Origin of the sequence: Streptomyces colonosanans (assembly GCF_001866645.1) — a bacterium.
Taxonomy (GTDB): domain Bacteria; phylum Actinomycetota; class Actinomycetes; order Streptomycetales; family Streptomycetaceae; genus Streptomyces; species Streptomyces colonosanans.
The window spans coordinates 1-17,901 of sequence record NZ_MLYP01000016.1 but is presented as its reverse complement, the minus strand read 5'-3'; the positions used below and the strand labels follow the sequence as shown (position 1 = coordinate 17,901).

Annotated in this window: 13 protein-coding genes; 1 reads left to right on the top strand and 12 read right to left on the bottom strand. The window is 71.8% G+C overall.

From position 1 onward, the window contains the following. Positions 1 to 3: 3 nt before the first annotated feature. The 12 genes from BIV24_RS06955 to BIV24_RS06900 all read right to left on the bottom strand — a co-directional run bounded on the left by BIV24_RS06955 (position 4) and on the right by BIV24_RS06900 (position 16,497). Positions 4 to 852, bottom strand: coding sequence for a TatD family hydrolase (locus tag BIV24_RS06955; protein ID WP_071365286.1), 849 nt, complete (start codon positions 850 to 852; stop codon positions 4 to 6). Then, positions 852 to 1,550, bottom strand: coding sequence for an EboA domain-containing protein (locus BIV24_RS06950; protein ID WP_071365285.1), 699 nt, complete (start codon positions 1,548 to 1,550; stop codon positions 852 to 854). Before BIV24_RS06950 ends, BIV24_RS06955 begins: the two co-directional genes overlap by 1 nt. Then, complete coding sequence (locus tag BIV24_RS06945; RefSeq protein WP_071365284.1) at positions 1,547 to 2,440, bottom strand: sugar phosphate isomerase/epimerase family protein; 894 nt, start codon at positions 2,438 to 2,440, stop codon at positions 1,547 to 1,549. Before BIV24_RS06945 ends, BIV24_RS06950 begins: the two co-directional genes overlap by 4 nt. Continuing rightward, complete coding sequence (locus BIV24_RS06940) at positions 2,437 to 3,411, bottom strand: SCO3242 family prenyltransferase (RefSeq protein ID WP_071365300.1); 975 nt, start codon at positions 3,409 to 3,411, stop codon at positions 2,437 to 2,439. Before BIV24_RS06940 ends, BIV24_RS06945 begins: the two co-directional genes overlap by 4 nt. 407 nt (positions 3,412 to 3,818) lie before the next feature. Beyond that, positions 3,819 to 4,946: an inositol-3-phosphate synthase gene (locus tag BIV24_RS06935; protein ID WP_071365283.1), complete on the bottom strand. Its 1,128-nt coding sequence runs from the start codon at positions 4,944 to 4,946 to the stop codon at positions 3,819 to 3,821. Between the two features lie 203 nt (positions 4,947 to 5,149). Continuing rightward, entirely contained in the window at positions 5,150 to 8,854 is a 3,705-nt protein-coding gene (locus tag BIV24_RS06930; protein ID WP_071365282.1) for a ThuA domain-containing protein, read from the bottom strand. Positions 8,855 to 9,290: 436 nt separating this feature from the next. After that, entirely contained in the window at positions 9,291 to 10,292 is a 1,002-nt protein-coding gene (locus BIV24_RS06925) for a sugar phosphate isomerase/epimerase family protein (RefSeq protein WP_071365281.1), read from the bottom strand. Between the two features lie 14 nt (positions 10,293 to 10,306). Further along, positions 10,307 to 11,515 (bottom strand): Gfo/Idh/MocA family protein, encoded by a 1,209-nt coding sequence (locus BIV24_RS06920; RefSeq protein WP_071365280.1) that lies wholly within the window; start codon positions 11,513 to 11,515, stop codon positions 10,307 to 10,309. Between the two features lie 58 nt (positions 11,516 to 11,573). After that, a complete protein-coding gene (locus tag BIV24_RS06915; protein WP_071365279.1) occupies positions 11,574 to 12,614 on the bottom strand; it encodes a substrate-binding domain-containing protein in 1,041 nt (346 codons plus the stop codon). A 16-nt stretch (positions 12,615 to 12,630) separates the two neighbouring features. Continuing rightward, positions 12,631 to 13,650: an ABC transporter permease gene (locus BIV24_RS06910; protein WP_071365278.1), complete on the bottom strand. Its 1,020-nt coding sequence runs from the start codon at positions 13,648 to 13,650 to the stop codon at positions 12,631 to 12,633. Further along, positions 13,647 to 15,191, bottom strand: coding sequence for a sugar ABC transporter ATP-binding protein (locus BIV24_RS06905; RefSeq protein ID WP_071365277.1), 1,545 nt, complete (start codon positions 15,189 to 15,191; stop codon positions 13,647 to 13,649). Before BIV24_RS06905 ends, BIV24_RS06910 begins: the two co-directional genes overlap by 4 nt. Before the next feature lie 124 nt (positions 15,192 to 15,315). Next, positions 15,316 to 16,497, bottom strand: a complete 1,182-nt coding sequence (locus tag BIV24_RS06900; RefSeq protein ID WP_071365276.1) for an ROK family transcriptional regulator — start codon at positions 16,495 to 16,497, stop codon at positions 15,316 to 15,318. Positions 16,498 to 16,822: 325 nt separating this feature from the next. On the opposite strand from BIV24_RS06900, the gene BIV24_RS06895 reads away from it, so the two are divergent. After that, positions 16,823 to 17,485 carry a TetR/AcrR family transcriptional regulator gene (locus tag BIV24_RS06895; protein ID WP_177198634.1) on the top strand — a complete coding sequence of 221 codons (663 nt, stop codon included), beginning with the start codon at positions 16,823 to 16,825 and terminating at the stop codon, positions 17,483 to 17,485. The last annotated feature ends 416 nt before the right edge of the window (positions 17,486 to 17,901 follow it).

Genomic DNA, 17,901 nt, shown 5'->3' with positions numbered 1-17,901 from the left:
CGATCACTCCCCGCCGCGGAGGATGCTGTTGCCCTCGTGCGTGGCGCCGGTCGCTGCGACGTCGAGGTCCAGCCGGCCGCTGAGCCCGTAGAACGCGACCGGGTTGCGCCACAGCACGTGGTCCACGTCGTCCTCGGTGAAGCCCTCGGCAAGCATCAGGTCACCGACCTTGCGCGTCTTGAGAGGGTCGCTTCTGCCCCAGTCGGCCGCGGAGTTGACGAGCACCTTCTCGGTGCCGTGGGCGCGCAGGATCGCGACCATCCGCTCCTCGTCCATCTTGGTGTCGGGATAGACGGAGAAGCCGAGCCAGCAGGCGCTGTCCCTGGCCTCCTTGACGGTGGTCTCGTTGAGGTGGTCGACCAGGACGCGGTCCAGGGGCAGCGCCGACTCCCGCACGACGTCGAGGGTGCGGCGCAGGCCGGCCAGCTTGTCGCGGTGCGGGGTGTGGACGAGGGCGGGCAGCCCGTGGTCGGCGGCGAGCTGCAACTGGGCGGCCAGAGCGGTGTCCTCGGCCGGGGTCATCGAGTCGTAGCCGATCTCGCCGACGGCGACGACCTGGTCCTTGACGAGGTAGCGGGGCAGTTCGTCGAGGACGGGCACGCAGCGCGGGTCGTTGGCCTCCTTGGGGTTCAGGGCGATGGTGCAGTGGTGGGCGATGCCGTACTGGGCGGCGCGGAACGGCTCCCAGCCGACCAGGGAGTCGAAGTAGTCGAGGAAGGAGGCGGCCGAGGTGCGGGGCTGGCCGAGCCAGAAGGCGGGTTCCACCACGGCTCTGACTCCGGCGGCGTGCATGGCCTCGTAGTCGTCGGTGGTCCTGGACGTCATGTGGATGTGGGGATCGAAGATGCGCATCAGGACTCCTTGCCGTGGGGGGCGACCGGGCCGTGCGGCGCGGTCTCGGGCTCGGTCAGGGCCAGGACGCGGTGCAGGTCCTCGGGGACGGGGCGGCCGGCGGCGGTGCGTTCGGCTTCGTAGTCGCCCAGCATGCGGGCCAGTTCGGCGTCGCCGCGGGCGCGGCGGGCCACATCGGCGACGCTGTCCACGGGCACGCCGGTGAACAGGCACTTCAGGACGGCGTGCCGCCACGAGTGGGGTGCCAGGTGCCGGGCGGCGTACGGGCCTACGGCGGCGGCGAGCAGCCGGGTGTCGTTGGTGCGCAGGGCGTCCTCGACGAGTGGGAGGGCTTCCGGCCCGGGCACGAGGTGGGGCAGGGCGTGCAGGACGGCGCGGCGCTCGTCGGCAGTGCCCTGGTGGTAGACCCGGGCCAGTGCGTCCGGGTCGGCGCCGGCGGCATGCAGGATGAGGACGCGGGCGGCGTCGGCGTGGCCGTGGCCGCAGCGGCGGCCCGCCTCGGCCAAGCGCAGCTCCCAGGCGGAGATGGGCGCGTGACCGCCGGGACGGGCGGCGGCCTCGTCGAGCGCCTGGTCGAGCCAGGCGCGGGCGTCCGAGGACAGACGGGCAGACAGAAAGGGGTGCAGCTCGTCCACCGGGGTGTGGGCGATGGCGGTACCGGCCGCGGGGGTGCCCGCGGCGCCGGGCGGGTGGGTCATCGGGTGCTCCCTTCGGGGGTGGCGGGCAGGGCGGCGGCTGCCGTGGCGGCCTCGTGGAGAAAAGGCAGGGAGAGCTCGGTGAAGTGCGGACCGGCGTGGGAGTGGCGGGGCAGTTCCACGACGGTCAGGCCCTGGTAACCGGTGGCCGCCAGGGCCGCCAGGACGGGCGGGAAGTCGATCTCGCCGTCTCCGAAGGGGAGGTGTTCGTGGACGCCGCGGCGCATGTCCTCGATCTGGACGTGCTTCAGCCAGGGCGCGGCGGCGCGCACGCAGTCGGCGGGCGGGAGCGGTTCGAGACATTGGCAGTGGCCGATGTCGAGGGTGAGACCGAGGTGCTCGGGGTCGCCGAGGGTGCGGCGCAGGTGGTGGAAGTCGGCGAGGGTGGCCAGGAGGTGACCGGGTTCGGGTTCCACGGCGAGGGGGACGCCGGCGGCGCCGGCCGCGTCCAGGACGGGGGTCAGGGATTCGGCCAGCCGCTTCCACGCCGTGTCCTGGCCAGTGCCGGGCGGAGTGATGCCGCTGAAGCAGTGCACCGCGTGTGCGCCGAGGTCGGCGGCCACGTCCACGGCCCGCAGCAGCAGTTCGGCGCGTCGGGCGCGGTCCTCGGGGTCGGCGTCCAGGAGGGAGGGGCCGTGTTTGCGGCGCGGGTCGAGCACATAGCGGGCGCCCGTCTCCACGGTCACCTGCAGGCCGAGCGCGTCCAGCCGGTGGGCGAGCCGGCGGGTGCGGGCGGCCAGGTCGGGGGTGAGCGGGTCGAGGTGCATGTGGTCGAGGGTCAGCCCCACGCCGTCGTAGCCGAGGTCGGCGAGCAGGACGAGAGCGTCGTCGAGGCGGAGGTCGGCGAGGCCGTTGGTGCCGTAGCCGAAGCGGAGGGCCGGGAGTCCGCTCATGTGACGCTCACCTTCCTCGCGAACCTGCTGGCAAGAGCGGCCAGGGCCGATGTGAGCAGGGCGGTCACCGGGGCGCCGGCGCGGGCGGACAACGCGGCCTGGAGGGGGATCAGGGCGCGGATGCCGCCGACGACGGCGCGCTGGGTGAGTGGCGGCGAGGGGTTGAGGACGGCGTGGGCGAGGGGGCGGGCGGCGGTGACGCCGTAGGCGAGCGCAAGGGCCGCGCGGAGCAAACTGCCGGACGGTACGGGCTGCGCGGGGGTGGGACCCGGCAGACCGAGGGGGGCTGCTCCACCGCGGTCTGCCGGGAGTCGGAGGGCGATAGCGGCCGGCACGAGTGTGTACGCGACGCAGCAGGTGGCCGCGAGGGCTGCGAGCGGTACGGCGGTGGCGCCACCCTGGGTCTCGCGGCGGGATACCGCGGTGACGGCCAGGGTGTGGGCACCGAGGGCGGCGGCGGACGGTACGGCGTTGCGGACGCGACCGCCGCTCGCGGCGGCGCCGAGCACGAGGTCGAGGCTCCGGGCCGCCGCCATCGCCGGCGGCCCGGCCCAGCTCCGCTTCAGCCCGAGATCGTAGGCCCAGACTGTGGCGGCGAGCGGGACGGCGACACGGAGCGCGGGTCGGCCTGCGCGGGCGGCGAGCGCAAGGCCCAGGGCGGTGAGCGCGCCGGCCGCGGCGAGCGCGCCGCCGGGGGCGATCCTCCCGGACGGAAGCGGACGGTGCGGGCGGTCCACGGCGTCCTCGGCGCGGTCCGCCCAGTCGTTGAGCGCCATGCCTGCCTGGTAGAGGCACAGGGACGAGCCGATGGCGAAGAGGGTACGGGCACCGGGGGCGCGCCCGGCTGCGGCGGCCCCGGCGAGGGCGTCACCGGGGACGGTGAACAGAGCGGGCAGCCGCAGCAGTTCGACCCAGTCGGCGGGCGTGCCAAGGGCGAGGCGGTGGGGCGGGCGCTCGGTGTGGGTGGGCACGGAGGGCGACGCCGCGGTGGGCGGGGTGGCCGGGCCGCTCGGGGTGGAGGCCGGCGCTGGGGGTGCGGCGGGGGTGGCTGCCCGGGCGGTGGAGGCGACGGGTTCGGCATCCGTCCGCCTCGGCCGGGACGTCCCCTCCGACGCGCCGGTCGCCCGCGGCCGTCCGGCGGATGCGGCGGCTGCCACCGTCTGTCCGGCGGAGTCCGCGGGCCCGCCGCTCTCCCCCGCCGGATCGGCCGGATCCGCGGACCGGGCACCAGCCCCCGCCCCGTGCTCCGCCTCTGGTGAGAGCGCCCGGTGGTCGTGGCCCTCCCCACGGCGCGGGCGGCCACGGGCAGCGGACCCGCGCGCTCCGACGACGGCGGCAACGGTCACCGCCAGGGCGACGACCGCCAGACCGTGGCGGGTCATCGCGGGTCCCCCAGCCGTCGGCCGAAGTCCAGGAGCGCCGCGTACTGCTCCCCCAGCGCCGCGGGGGCTCCCGGGTCGGGGTCCTTGAAGTAGAAGGCGAGTTCGGGGCGCGGTCCGGTCAGTCCGCGTTCGTCGGCGCGGGCCAGCAGCCGGACCAGATCCAGGACCAGGGGCGCGGCGAGCGCCGAGTCGCAGCCCTGCCAGGTGGTTTGGAGGACCATCCGGGTGCCGAGGAAACCGTCGAAGGCGATGTGGTCCCAGGCGGTCTTCCAGTCGCCGAGCGCGGGCACGTCGTCGATGTGCACCTCGCCCTGGGGAACCGTGCCCAGGGTGTCCGCGAGGACCCGTTCCTTGCCGGAGTTCTTCGCGGCGGCCGCGGCGGGGTCGGCGAGGGCGGCTCCGTCCCCGCCGCCGAGGAGGTTCGTACCGGACCAGGCCAGCACCCGCAGCGCCCGCTGCGCGAACATGGGACCGAGAACGGACCGCAACAGGGTCTGCCCGGTCTTGCCGTCGCGGCCCGCGTACGGCAGGGCGGCGGCCAGGGCCTCGGCGGCGAGCGCGGGGTGGTGCAGTCCGGCCGACGGGGTGAAGTTGATGTACGGACAGCCCGCGCGCAGGGCGGCCGCCGCGTACAGCGAGCTGGCGGGCAGGGCAGCGCCCTCGGGGGCCGGTTCGGTGGAGGCGACGTTGACGACAACAGTGCGGGCGAGGCCTTGGCGGCGGGTGAAGTCGCGGATGTCGCCGACGAGGGTGTCGATGAGGGCGTCCTCGCTCCGGGTGTCGCCGGGCAGCGGCACGCCGGGCCTGATCTCACCATCGGTGGCGGTCAGTTCACCGCGGACGGCGGAGGGCAGGCCGTGCGGCAGGACGCCGGCGGCGGCGAGGGTCTCGGCGCGTTTGGGCAGCGGGCAGTCCACGGTGTCGTGTCCGCCGAAGACGAGGGAGGACAGCGCGGGCAGGCCGCTCGCGGCGAAGGGCTCGGTTTCGGTGACGAGGCCGGTGACGGGGTACAGTCCGGCGGCGACGGCGGCGCATCCGGTCATGGCGGTGGTGGCGACGGAACCTCGCGCGCCGATCAGCCAGACACCGGTGCGGGAGGGGGAAGCGGAAGGTTCGGCGGACATGGGCAGCCTCCTTGTCATACACGAACCGGAAGCCGGACGGGTGGATCGGGTGCCGGGTGCGGACCGGGCCCGGGCGCATGGCAACGCCCGGATCCCGGTCCGCACCGGCTGGGGAAGTACGGGCGCGGGCGCGTCGGCGGCCGGCCCGGCCGAAGGGGAAGGGACGGCGGGCGGGGGTCCGGCGTCCCCCGCCCGCCGCCGTACTAGGCGCCCTTGGCGGGCAGTTCCTTGATCTGGATGTTGCGGAACGACACGTGGTCGGACGGGCCGTGGTTCTGGAGTCCGATGTAGCCGTTCTTCATCCGCTCCGGGTCCTTGTTGGTGAAGTCGTTGATCTTGACTCCATTGAGGAACACCTGGATGCGTGCGCCCTCGACACGGATCTCGTAGCTGTTCCACTCGCCCGGCGGGCGCAGCGCGGCGTCACGCGCCATGATGTCCGCCGACTGGAACGAGTAGATGGCCCCGGTGGTCCGGTCCGGCGCGTCGGTCGCGTCGATCTGGATCTCGTAGCCCTTGTTCACCGCCGACCAGGGGTCGTCGGAGGCGGGGAAGCCCACGAAGACACCGGAGTTGTCGTCGCCCTGCATCTTCCAGTCCAGCTTCAGGGAGTAGGACTGGAACTCCTTGGCCTGGTACCAGAGCAGGCCCATGCCGCCCTCGGAGTGCAGCGCGCCGTCCTGGACGGTGAAGCGGCCCGGTCCGGCCTGCTTCCAGCCGTCGAGGGTCTGGCCGTTGAAGAGGTCACGGTAGCCGGTGCGCGGCTTGCAGTCGGCCTTCTCCTGTGCGGTGGCGTACTTCAGTCCGCCGAGCAGGTGGCTGCGGAAGCCGGCTTCGGCGTAGGACTCCTTGGTGTGGCCCATGCCGGTGTAGAAGGAGCGCCCGCCCTGGTAGGCGTGGCACCAGGCGATCGGGTGGTCGCCCTTCATCTTGCCGCCCTGGTAGGTGGTCTCGTCCAGGGTGGCCAGGACGCGGGCGTTGTCACGCGGGTTGGAGCGGTAGTTGTACCACTCGTCGGTGCGGTCCCACGCGTTGTCGAGGTCCTTGGTGGCCGGGTGGTCGTGCTCGGGAACCCGGACGGTGGCCTTCTGGATCTGTGGGTGCGAGTCGAAGTACGCGCCGACCAGGCCGCCGTAGAACGGCCAGTCGTACTCGGTGTCGGCGGCCGCGTGGACACCCATGTAACCGCCGCCGCCGGCGATGTACTTCTCGAACGCCTGCTGCTGGTCGGCGTTGAGGACGTCACCGGTGGTGGAGAGGAAGACGACGGCGTCGTAGCGGGCGAGGTTCTCGGTGGTGAACTGCTTGGCCTCCTCGGTGGAGTCGACGGTGATGGCGCTCTGCTCGCCGAGGTCCTTCAGGGTCTGGACGCCGGTTGCGATGGAGTCGTGGCGGAAGCCGGCCGTCTTGGAGAAGACGAGAACGCGCTTGGCGTTGTTCGCGGGCTTCTTGTCGGAGATCACGAAGTCGTCGACGTCGTAGAGCGCTCCGGTGCCGCTGCCCTTGAAGACCAGGTACAGCTCGGTGGTCTTGTTCGGGAGCTTGCTGAGCGGGATGTCGATGTTCTGGAAGGTCTCCCAGCTACCGGTCACCGGGACGATCCCGGAGCCGTGCAGGGGGCCGTCCGGGCCTCCGGTGCGGACCTCGAGGTAGCCGCCGGCGCCGCCGGAGGAGACCCGGGCGGTGAGCGTCTGGGCACCCTTGAGGTCGTAGGGCTTGAAGGAGATCCAGTCGCCGTTGTTGATGTCACCGACGGTCTTGCCGCCGTGGGCCTGGGTCTTGTCGTAGGTGCGGATGCCGCTCTGGTTGCTGAAGTGCTCGGCCTGCCGGTGCCGGGGCTGGAGCTGGATCCGGGCGTGGGTGGTCAGCGGAGCCTGACCGCCGCCGCCGTTGTCGGTGTACTCGGCGTCGAGGACGCCGAAGATGTTGGCGTTGGGGTCGTGCTCGCCGTCGGCCGGCACGGTGATGGTGCCCTCGCAGCCGTTGGCCGAGGTGATCGGGTGGCCGTGGCTGTCGTGGCCGAGGATGTAGCGGACGGTGACCTTCGAGCAGTCGATCACTTCGTCCTCGCGGTCGGTGACCTTCACCTGGAACGGGATGGTGTCACCGAACTCGAACAGGGCGCCGTCGGCCGGGGTCTTGAATTCGACGGTGGGCGCGGTGTTGCCGACGACCACGTGGACGTTGGCGGTGGCGGTGTAGCCGGTCGGGTCGGTCACGGTGACGGTGGCCGTGTACGTGCCGTTGTCGCGGTACGTGTGCTGGGGCGACGCTTCGGCGCTGGTGGTGCCGTCACCGAAGTCCCAGCCGTAGGTGAGGGCGTCGCCGTCGGCGTCCTTGCCGGTCGCGGAGAAGGACACCTTCAGGGGTGCCGTCCCGGAGGTCTTGTCCGATGCGGCGGTCACGGTCGGCGCGTGGCCGTTGGTGACGTTCTCGATGCGGTAGAGCGCGGAGTTCTCGTCGCCGCCGAACCACGACAGGCCGTAGTCCAGGACGTAGAGGGCGCCGTCCGGGCCGAAGGCCATGTCCATCACCTGGGTGCCGGACCAGGGGAAGGGGTTGATGGACTTGACGGTGCCGTCGTCGCCCTGCTCGATCCGCTTGATCCAGCGGCGGCCGAACTCGCCGGCGAAGAAGTTCCCGTCATAGGACTCGGGGAACTTGACGGCGGAGTTCAAGTTGGCGTCGTAGCGGTAGACCGGGCCGCCCATCGGGGATTCGGAGCCGGTGCCGAACTCGGGGATCGAGCCGCCGTCGTAGTCGATCCAGGCCGGCTGGGCCGGCGGGAGGTCGACGAGTCCGGTGTTGTGCGGCGAGGTGTTCTTCGGCGCCGAGCAGTCGAAGGCCGCACCGGACTGCTTGGTGGCGAAGTCGTACTTGATGTACGCCTCGTTCTTGCCGACGCAGTAGGGCCAGCCGTAATTGCCGGGCTTCGTCACGCGGTCGAACTCGACCATGCCGGACGGGCCGCGCTTGGGATTGGCGGAGCCGGCGTCCGGGCCGTACTCGCCGATGTAGATGGTGCCTGTGGGCTTGTCGATGCTGAACCGGAACGGGTTGCGGAAGCCCATCGCATAGATCTCGGGACGGGTCTTCGCGGTGCCCGGGGCAAAGAGGTTGCCCTCCGGAATGTCGTACGAGCCGTCCGGCTTGACCTTGATCCGCAGGATCTTGCCCCGCAGGTCGTTGGTGTTGGCCGAGGTGCGCTGGGCGTCGAAGGCCGGGTTGCGGTCGGGCCGCTCGTCGATGGGGGTGTAGCCGTCGGAGGCGAAGGGGTTGGAGTCGTCGCCGGTCGACAGATAGAGGTTGCCCTCCTTGTCGAAGTCGATGTCACCGCCGACGTGGCAGCAGATGCCGCGGGACGTCTTGACCTCGAGGACGTTCTTCTCGCTGGCCGTGTCGAGGGTGCCGTCCTGCTTCAGGACGAAGCGGGAGAGCCGGTTGACGCCGTCGAAGGGGGCGAAGTCGGCGGCCGTGCCGTTCTCCGGGGCGTCGCCGGGCGGGGTGTTCATCGGCGGCGCGTAGTAGAGGTAGACGAAGCGGTTCTGTGCGAAGTCGGGGTCGATCCCGACGCCCTGGAGCCCTTCCTCGTCATGGCTGTAGACGGCCAGCTTGCCCGCGACGGACGTGGCGCCCTGTGCATCGGTCAGGCGCAGGGTGCCGTCGCGGGAGGTGTGCAGGACGCTGCGGTCCGGGAGGACGGCAAGCGACATCGGTTCGCCCACCTCAGGGGCGCCCTTGGCGAGGGTGACCTGCTGGAAGTCCTCGGCGGCCGCCGCGGCCGGCCTGCTGGCGTCGGGCTCCACGGCGCTCGCCGGCGGCGCGGCGAGCGCGAGCGAGGTGCCCGCGAGAAGTGAGCCGGTGAGGAGTGCCAGTGCCTTGCGGAATCTCAGACGTTTCCTGTGCACAAAAATCCCTCCGGGAGGGTGGGGATCGTACGGGGCAAAAGCGGTGCGCCGGGGTGCGCCGTCACCCCGGAGACGTGCGTGACCTGTACAACTCCGGGACCGTAGCTGGCTTTGTCGGAGTCGGATAGCCCTTGCACAGCAGAGAAGTTGAGCTTTTTCCAGTTACAGGACAAAGCGGTCTCCGGGCAGGCCGGACCGGCCGACGACGCCCGCGCACCCCGGCCTGCCCTGCCGCCGAAGGGCCACGGGGCTGTGTCGATGCGGCTCCGCCGCGAGGGGGGTCACCTCCCTGCTCATGGGGGTACCCCCTGTTCGAGCGGAGTCGAGAACTTGGGGGAGGAGTCGAGAGACTGGGGGAGCAACCCGCCACAGCCCACCCGCAGCCGCCCTCGGACAACGCGCCGAACGGCGCTTCCTCCCCGCTCCCTGCGGAGCGCTAATCGCTGCCGAAGGCCGCGTCGAACGACGCGCTCGGCGGGTCGAAGTCGAACTCCTTGAGCCGCCGCAGCGCCTCGGGAGCGCCCTGCAGCCGGTCCATGCCGGCGTCCTCCCACTCCACGGACACAGGGCCTTCGTAGCCGATGGAGCGCAGCATCCGGAAGACGTCCTCCCAGGGCACGTCGCCGTGCCCGGCGGAGACGAAGTCCCAGCCGCGGCGCGGGTCCCCCCACGGCAGGTGCGAGCCCAGGCGGCCGTTGCGGCCGTCGAACCGCTTGCGGGCCTCCTTGCAGTCGACGTGGTAGATCCGGTCGCGGAAGTCCCACAGGAAGCCGACCGGATCGAGGTCCTGCCAGACGAAGTGCGAGGGGTCGAAGTTCAGGCCGAAAGCGGGACGGTGACCGACGGCCTCCAGGGCCCGGTGGGTCGTCCAGTAGTCGTAGGCGATCTCGCTCGGGTGGACCTCGTGCGCGAACCGCACGCCCTCGGCGTCGAAGACGTCGAGGATCGGGTTCCAGCGGGCCGCGAAGTCCTCGTAGCCGCGCTCGATCATCGCCTCGGGGACCGGCGGGAACATGGCGACCAGGTGCCAGATGGCGGAGCCGGTGAACCCGATGACGGTGTCGACGCCGAAGGCGGCCGCGGCGCGCGCGGTGTCCGCCATCTCGGCCGCGGCCCGCTGCCGCACGCCTTCGGCCTCGCCGTCGCCCCAGATCCGGCCGGGCAGGATCGCCTGGTGGCGTTCGTCGATGATGGCGTCGCACACCGCCTGTCCGACCAGGTGGTTGGAGATCGCCCAGCACTTCAGGCCGTACTTGTCGAGGAGCTGGTGGCGGGAGGTGAGGTACGACGGGTCGGCGAGAGCCTTGTCGACCTCGAAGTGGTCGCCCCAGCAAGCGAGTTCGAGGCCGTCGTAGCCGAAGTCGCGGGCGAGTCGGCAGACCTCCTCCAGCGGCAGGTCGGCCCACTGGCCCGTGAAGAGCGTGAATCTGCGCGGCATCCGGCAGTCCTCCTTCAAGCGGCTACGGGCGTGTAGACGGAGTTCTTCTCGGCGCTCTCCTCCACCGCCGCGAGCACGCGCTGCACCTGCAGCCCGTCGGCGAAGGAGGGTTCGGGCCTGCTGCCCTCGGCGACCGCGTGCACCAGGTCGCGGGCCTGGTGGACGAAGGTGTGCTCGTAGCCGAGGCCGTGGCCCGGCGGCCACCAGGCGTCCAGATAAGGGTGGTCGGGTTCGGTGACCAGGATGCGGCGGAACCCGGCCCGCGCTCCGGGCTCGCCGCCGTCGTGGTAGTACAGCTCGTTCAGCCGTTCCAGGTCGAAGGCGAGCGAGCCGTGCTCACCGTTGAGTTCGATGCGCAGGGCGTTCTTGCGGCCGGTGGCGTAGCGGGTGGCCTCGAAGGAGGCGAGCGCGCCGGAGGCGAACCGGCCGGTGAACAGGGCGGCGTCGTCCACGGTGACCTGCCCGGTGCCCACGGCCGACACGGCGGACAGGCCGCTGGTGGCGCCCACCGGCAGCGGCCGCTCGCGGACGAAGGTCTCGGTGAGCGCGGACACCCCGGCCAGATCCTCCCCCGCGAGGTGCTGGGCGAGGTCCACGATGTGCGCGCCGAGGTCGCCGAGCGAGCCGGAGCCGGCGATTTCCTTGCGCAGCCGCCAGGTGAGCGGGAACTGCGGGTCCACCAGCCAGTCCTGAAGGTAGGTCACCCGGACATGCCGCAGGGCGCCCAGCCTGCCCTCGGCGACCATCCGCCGGGCCAGCGCCGTGGCCGGGACCCGGCGGTAGTTGAAGCCGACCATCGCCACCTGGCCGCGCTCGTACGCCGCTTCGGCGGCGCGCGCCATCGCCTCGGCCTCCGCGACCGTGTTCGCGAGCGGCTTCTCGCACAGGACGTGCTTGCCGGCGGCCAGCGCGGCCAGCGCGATCTCGGCGTGGCTGTCGCCGGGGGTGCAGATGTCGACGAGGTCGATGTCGTCCCGGGCGATCAGCGCCCGCCAGTCGGTCTCGGCCGAGGCCCAGCCGTGCCGGTCGGCGGCGGCGCGCACGGCGGTCGCGTCCCGGCCGCAGAGGGCGGCGAGCACCGGGCGCCGGGGCAGGTCGAACACGCGGCCCACGGTGCGCCAGCCCTGGGAGTGGGCGGTGCCCATGAAGGCGTAGCCGACCATGCCGACGCGCAGCGGCGGCTTGTCCGCCTCCGGCCGATCCGTTTGCTGCGGCTGTCCCATACGGATGTCTCCTCGTCCTGTGGGTGTCGGCGCCGTGGGGGGTGCGGGGCGGAACGTGTCACCGGAAACCCGTGGGCATGTACTGGTCGACGTTGGTCTTGTCGACGACGGCCGAGTAGAGCGTGATCGATGCCGGGATCTCGTACTCGGCGAGGCCGCCGACGCCCTTGCCCTGGCCGAGGGCGCGGGCAAGGTCGATGGCGGAGGCGGCCATGGTCGGTGGGTACAGCACGGTCGCCTTGAGGACCCCGTTGTCCTGCTTGATGGCCTGGAAGGCGGAGAGGGCGCCCGCGCCGCCGACCATCAGGAAGTCGTCGCGGCCGGCCTGTTCGATGGCGCGCAGCGCGCCCACGCCCTGGTCGTCGTCGTGGTTCCACAGCGCGTCGAACTTCGACTGGGCCTGGAGCAGCTGGGCCATCTTGGCCTGTCCGGACTCGACGGTGAACTCGGCGGCCTGACGGGCCACCTTCTTGATGTTGGGGTAGTTCTTCAGGGCGTCGTCGAAACCCTGGGTGCGCTGCTTGGTCAGCTCCAGGTTGTCGAGACCGGCCAGTTCGATGACGCGGGCGTCCTGCTTCCCCTTGAGCTTCTCGCCGATGTAGCGACCGGCGCTGAGGCCCATGCCGTAGTTGTCGCCACCGATCCAACAGCGGTATGCCTGCGGGGTGTTGAAGATACGGTCGAGGTTGACGACCGGGATGCCCGCGCGCATCGCCTTCAGCCCGACCTGGGTGAGCGCCTTGCCGTCGGCGGGCAGCACCACCAGCACGTCGACCTTCTTGTTGATCAGCGTCTCGATCTGGCCGATCTGCGCGGCGGTGTCGTTGGAACCCTCGGTGATCTCCAGGGTGACGTCGGCGTACTTCTTGGCGCGGCGCTTGGCGTTGTCGTTGATCGCGTTGAGCCAGCCGTGGTCGGCCTGGGGGCCGGCGAAGCCGATGGTGACGTGCTTGCCGGGCTTGTCGTCGGCCGAGGGCTGGTCGCCTGTGGCGGCCTTCTCCTGCTTGGGCTCGTTGCTGGTGCAACCTGTGACGAGGGCGCCGGCGGACACGGCGGCGGTCCCGAAGAGCAGTCCTCTGCGGCTCGTGAGTGGTGACATCGTGGGAACCCCTTCTTCAGGTCGTGTTCGCGGTACGGCGCTGGACCAGCACGGCGGCGACGATGATCGCGCCCTTGGCGATCTGCTGGACGTCGGTCTGCAGGTTGTTCAGGGCGAAGATGTTGGTGATCGTGGTGAAGATCAGGACGCCGAGCACCGAGCCGGTGATGGTGCCGCGGCCCCCGCTGAGCAGCGTCCCGCCGATGATCGCGGCGGCGATGGCATCGAGTTCGTAGAGGTTGCCGTTGGTGTTCTGGCCGGAGCCGGACAGGATGATGAGCAGGAAGGCGGCGATGCCGCAGCACAGTCCCGACAGCAGGTAGAGGTACAGCCGCTGGCGGCGTACGTCGATGCCGGCGAGGCGGGCCGCCTCCGGATTGCCGCCGACGGCGACCGTGCGGCGGCCGAAGGTGGTCCGGTTGAGCAGCAGCCAGCCGATGACGGTCACGACCGCGAAGACCAGCACCAGCGGCGGAATCCCGAGCACGTAGGAGTCGCGCTCGCCGAGGCTGAGGACGCCGTCGACGGTGACGATCTGCGTCCTGCCGTCGGTGATCTGCAGGGCCAGGCCGCGCGCCGACGCCAGCATGGCCAGAGTGGCGATGAAGGGGACCATCCCGCCGTAGGCGACGAGCAGTCCGTTGACCAGGCCGCAGCCCAGGCCTACCAGCACCGCGGTGAGGAGGATGCCGCCGAAGCCGTACTCCTGCGTGGCGACGGTGGTCGCCCACACCGAGGCGAGGGCGACGATCGCGCCGACGGACAGGTCGATGCCGCCGGAGGTGATCACGAGGGTCATGCCGACGGTGACCACACCGATGACGGAGCCCTGGGTGAGGACGAGCTGGAGGTTGCGGGTGTCGAGGAACTCGTCGGGCTTGGTGATCCCGCCGATGAGGACCAGTACGGCGAGCACCCCGAGGAGGGAGAGGGTGCGCACGTCGGCGCGGGCCGTCAGGCCACGCCAGAGGGGAAGGCGGTCGGCCGGTGCGGCCTTGCCGGTGCCGCCCCGGGGCGGGGACACGTGCTGCGTCATGACGCCGGGCTCCCTTCGCTGGCCACGGGGTGTGCATCCATGACGAGGTCGAGTACGCGGTGCTCGTCGAGGTCGCGGGCGGGTGCGGTGTGCACGACGCGGCCCTCGCGCAGCACCAGCACCCGGTCGGCGAGGCCGAGCACCTCGGGCACCTCGCTGGAGACCAGGAGCACCGCGATGCCCTCGTCGGCCAGCCCCCGCACGACCGCGTACAGTTCGGCGCGAGCGCCGACGTCGACCCCGCGGGTCGGTTCGTCCAGCAGCAGCACCCGGCAACCGCGCAGCAGCCAGCGGGCCAGGACGGCCTTCTGCTGGTTGCCGCCGGAGAGGGTGCGCACGGGAACGGCAGGGTTGTCCGGCCGCAGCGACAGCTCGCGGGTGGCGGCCCGTGCCGCGCCGCGTTCGGCGCCCCGGTCGATCCATCCTGCGCGCGCGAAGCGGGACAGGGAGGACACCGACACGTTGCGGGTCACGGACTCCAGCATGAGCAGGGCCTGCGCCTTGCGTTCCTCGGGGGCGAGCCCGAGTCCGGCGCTGACCGCGGCGCGCACGCTGCCGGTACGCACCGGCCGGCCGTCGACCAGGACCTGACCGGCCATCGGCTTCCGCGCCCCGTAGATGGTCTCCAGGATCTCCGAGCGCCCGGAGCCCACGAGCCCGGCGAGGCCGACGATCTCTCCGGCACGGACCTGGAGGTCCAGGGGCGCGAACTCGCCCTCGCGCACCAGCCCCCGCACCTGCAGGACCGGGTCGCCCTCGCGCGCCGCGGCCGGTCCGGGCCGGTCGGGGAAGACGTACTCGACGTTCCGCCCGGTCATCAGCGCGACCATCTCGCGCGTCGGCGTCGACCGGGCCGGCAGTCCGCCCGCGACCGCCCGGCCGTCCTTGAGGACGGTGACCCGGTCGCCGATGCGGCGGATCTCCTCCAGGCGGTGCGAGATGTAGACGACGGCGACCCCGTCGTCGGTGAGGCCGGCGACGATGCGGAAGAGGTTGTCGACCTCCTCCGGGTCGAGGGCGGCGGACGGCTCGTCCATGACGATGAGCCGTACGTCGTGGGAGAGCGCCCGCGCCATGGACACGATCTGCTGCTGCGCCGCGGGCAGTTCCCCGACCGGGCGCGCCGGGTCGATCTCCGGGTGTCCGAGCCGGCTCAGCAGCTGGGCCGTCGAGGAGCGCGCGGCGCGGCGGCGTACGAAGAAGCCGGCAGCCGTGGGTTCGTGGCCGAGGTGCACGTTCTCGGCCACCGACAGGTGCTCCACCAGGTCGAGTTCCTGGTAGATGGTGGCGATGCCGAGGCGCATCGCGGCGATGGGCGAGCGGAGCGTGACGGGTTCGCCGCGCCAGTGGAGGCGCCCGGTGTCGGGCTGGTGGGCGCCGGCCAGGACCTTGATGAGGGTGGACTTGCCGGCCCCGTTCTGGCCGAGCAGACAGTGCACTTCACCGGCCTGGACCTCGAGGTCGACGCCGTCGAGAGCCCGGACTCCGGGGAACGACTTGGTGATGCCGGACATACTGAGCAGCGGTGGTTCTGGTGCCATGTGTGTTCCCCTCGGCGGGCGTGGTGCGGGCCGGTTGCAGGGTGAGAGCGCTTGCGGAGCAGGCGTGTTCGGGGCAGGGCAGAACGATGACTCCGTGCTGGTGATCTCTTGGGACCGTCGGAGCCTATGCGGGTGAGAACAGGTGGTCGCTGATGAGCCGGGCCGCGCCGATCACGCCGGCGACGGCGCCCAGCTCGCCAAGGACGATGGGCAGGTTGCCGGTCGCCAGCGGCAGCGACTGGCGGTAGACCTGGGTGCGGACCGCGGCGAGCAGGGTGTGGCCGAGGCCGGTGACCCCGCCGCCGATCACCACCAGGCCCGGGTTGAAGAAGGAGACGAGTCCGGCGATGACCTGACCCGTGCGGGTGCCGCCCTCCCGGATCAGGCCGAGGGAGGTGGGGTCGCCCGCGGCGGCAGCGGCGGCGATGTCGACGGCGGTGAGTGTGCCGGCCGCCTCCAGACGGGAGGCGAGTTCCGCCGAGACGCCCTGCTGCGCCGCCTCCAGCGCGTCGCGGGCGAGCGCCGCGCCGCTGAAGTGGGCCTCCAGACAGCCCCGGTTGCCGCAGGCGCACGGGCGTCCGTCGGGCACGGCCTGGATGTGCCCGATGTCGCCCGCGCTGCCCGTCGTACCGCGGTGGACCTCACCGCCGACGACGATGCCGCAGCCGATGCCGGTCCCGATCTTGACGCAGAGGAAGTCGCCCGCGGAGCGAGCAACACCCGCGTGCTGCTCCCCCATCGCCATGAGGTTCACGTCGTTGTCGACCATGACCGGGCAGCCGAGTTCCTGGCTGAGCGCCTCCCGTACGGGGAAGCCGTCCCAGCCCGGCATGATCGGGGGCGCCACGGGGACGCCCTCGGGGAAGCGGACGGGACCGGGGACGCCGATACCGGCGCCGTCGAAGCCCTCCGCCAGCCCCGTCTCCCGCAACTTCGCCGCCATGGTCAGGACTTGCTCGAAGACCGCGACCGGGCCCTCGCGCACGTCCATCGGCTGGTTGAGGTGTCCCAGCACCTCCAGTTCGGCGTTGGTGACGGCGACGTCGACCGACGTCGCTCCGATGTCGACGCCCAGGAAGCGCAGGGTGGGCGCGAGCCGGACGTTGTGGGAGCGGCGCCCGCCGCGCGAGGCGGCGAGCCCGTCGGCGACGACCAGTCCCGTCTCCAGCAGCCGGTCCACCTCCACGGCCAGTTTCGACCGGGACAGGTCGACCTGGTCGCCTAGCTGCGCCCGGGAGCTGGGCCCGGAGTCACGCAGGAGCTTCAGCAACCGGGCCTGGTGCGCGTTGGCGGGTCGAGCCGTCATGCGTCTCACGTGCCCCTCCCCGCCTCAAATCGGCCATCCATACTGGGCTTTTGAGGGGAACGTAGCAGTGACAACCGCACCTGGGAAGAAGCCGTGCACGAATTGCCGTCAACTTTTCCCACTCACAGGACAAAGCCGCCCCCGGGAGACCCGGCCCGTAAGAGCAGCACATCGATCGGCCAGGGACACCGCATGATTGAAGCAACGCTGCCGAGTCACCGCGCTGCTCGGTGTTGTAGCCGGCGCACGGAGCGGGGGCGCAGCATGGCCGGCCCGCGCTCCGTGGCCGCGTGCTACGTTCGCGTCATCAAACGACCGGGGGCACGTGGTGACGGAAGCAGGCAAGCCGCAGCCGACGTCGCGGGCGCGGCTACGGAGGCAGCCTCAGCAGGCACGCAGCCGGGCCCGGGTCGAGGCCATCCTCGCCGCGGCCGACCGGATCGTGTCTCAGGAGGGGTACGAGGCGCTGACGATGCGGCGGATCGCCCAGGAGGCGGGCGCGCCGGTCGGCAGCATCTACCAGTTCTACCCGGACAAGAGCGCCGTCGTGGACGCGCTGGGCCAGCGGTACCTCGATGCCTTCAAGGCCGCGATCGACGAACTCGTCGAGCGTACCGTCGAGGGCGAACTGACCGACCCGGTCGGCATGATGGTCGGCGTCTACGCCGAGCTCTTCCGGTCCCAGGCGGGCGGCATGGCTCTGTGGGCCGGGCGGCACCTCAGTCCCGAGCTCGCGCGGGCCGACGAGGCGAGCAACACACACATCGCCGAGGGCCTGCAGCGCATCGTGGAGCACCTGACCGGCGGCCCCGGCGGTCACCGGGCGCAACGGGCGACGCGGATGGTGGTGTGGGCCGCTAACGCCGTGCTGCACGAAGTGTTCAAGAGCGACGGCGAGCCGGACCTGGAAACCGTGGACGAGCTCAAGCGGATGCTGAATGCCTACTGGGAGGACCTGCGCGGCCGGCTGACGGCCGCGGAAGGGTGAACCGAGGCGTTCAGCAGCTCGCCGGGCCTCGGGCCGCGGGCCCGGACTGTCGGGCCGACCGGTACCGCCGCTGACCAGCCCGCACCCTGGCCGTCGTGACACGGGCAGTCATCCCGGCGAGGCCCTGCCCGACAACTCGCGCCGGCCGAGCCCAGCCACCCGAGGTCCCCCGCCGGGGGCGGCTCCGGGGGCTCGCCGAGCCGGCCAACGAGGCCTGCCGTCAACCGAGGTCCGCCGCCGCGGACCGTGGTCTCGGCCTCGACGCTCGCCCTGGGTCCCTGCCGACGCTGCCACTGCCCCAGTGCCGTGGCAGGCAACGTTTGCCCGTCAAGGAGCGGCGTCCGGTGCGTTCCCCCACGCTCGGCTTCGCTCGCGCGGGCGGTGCCCCCACCGGCGTGCCGGCCGGAAGCCCTCGT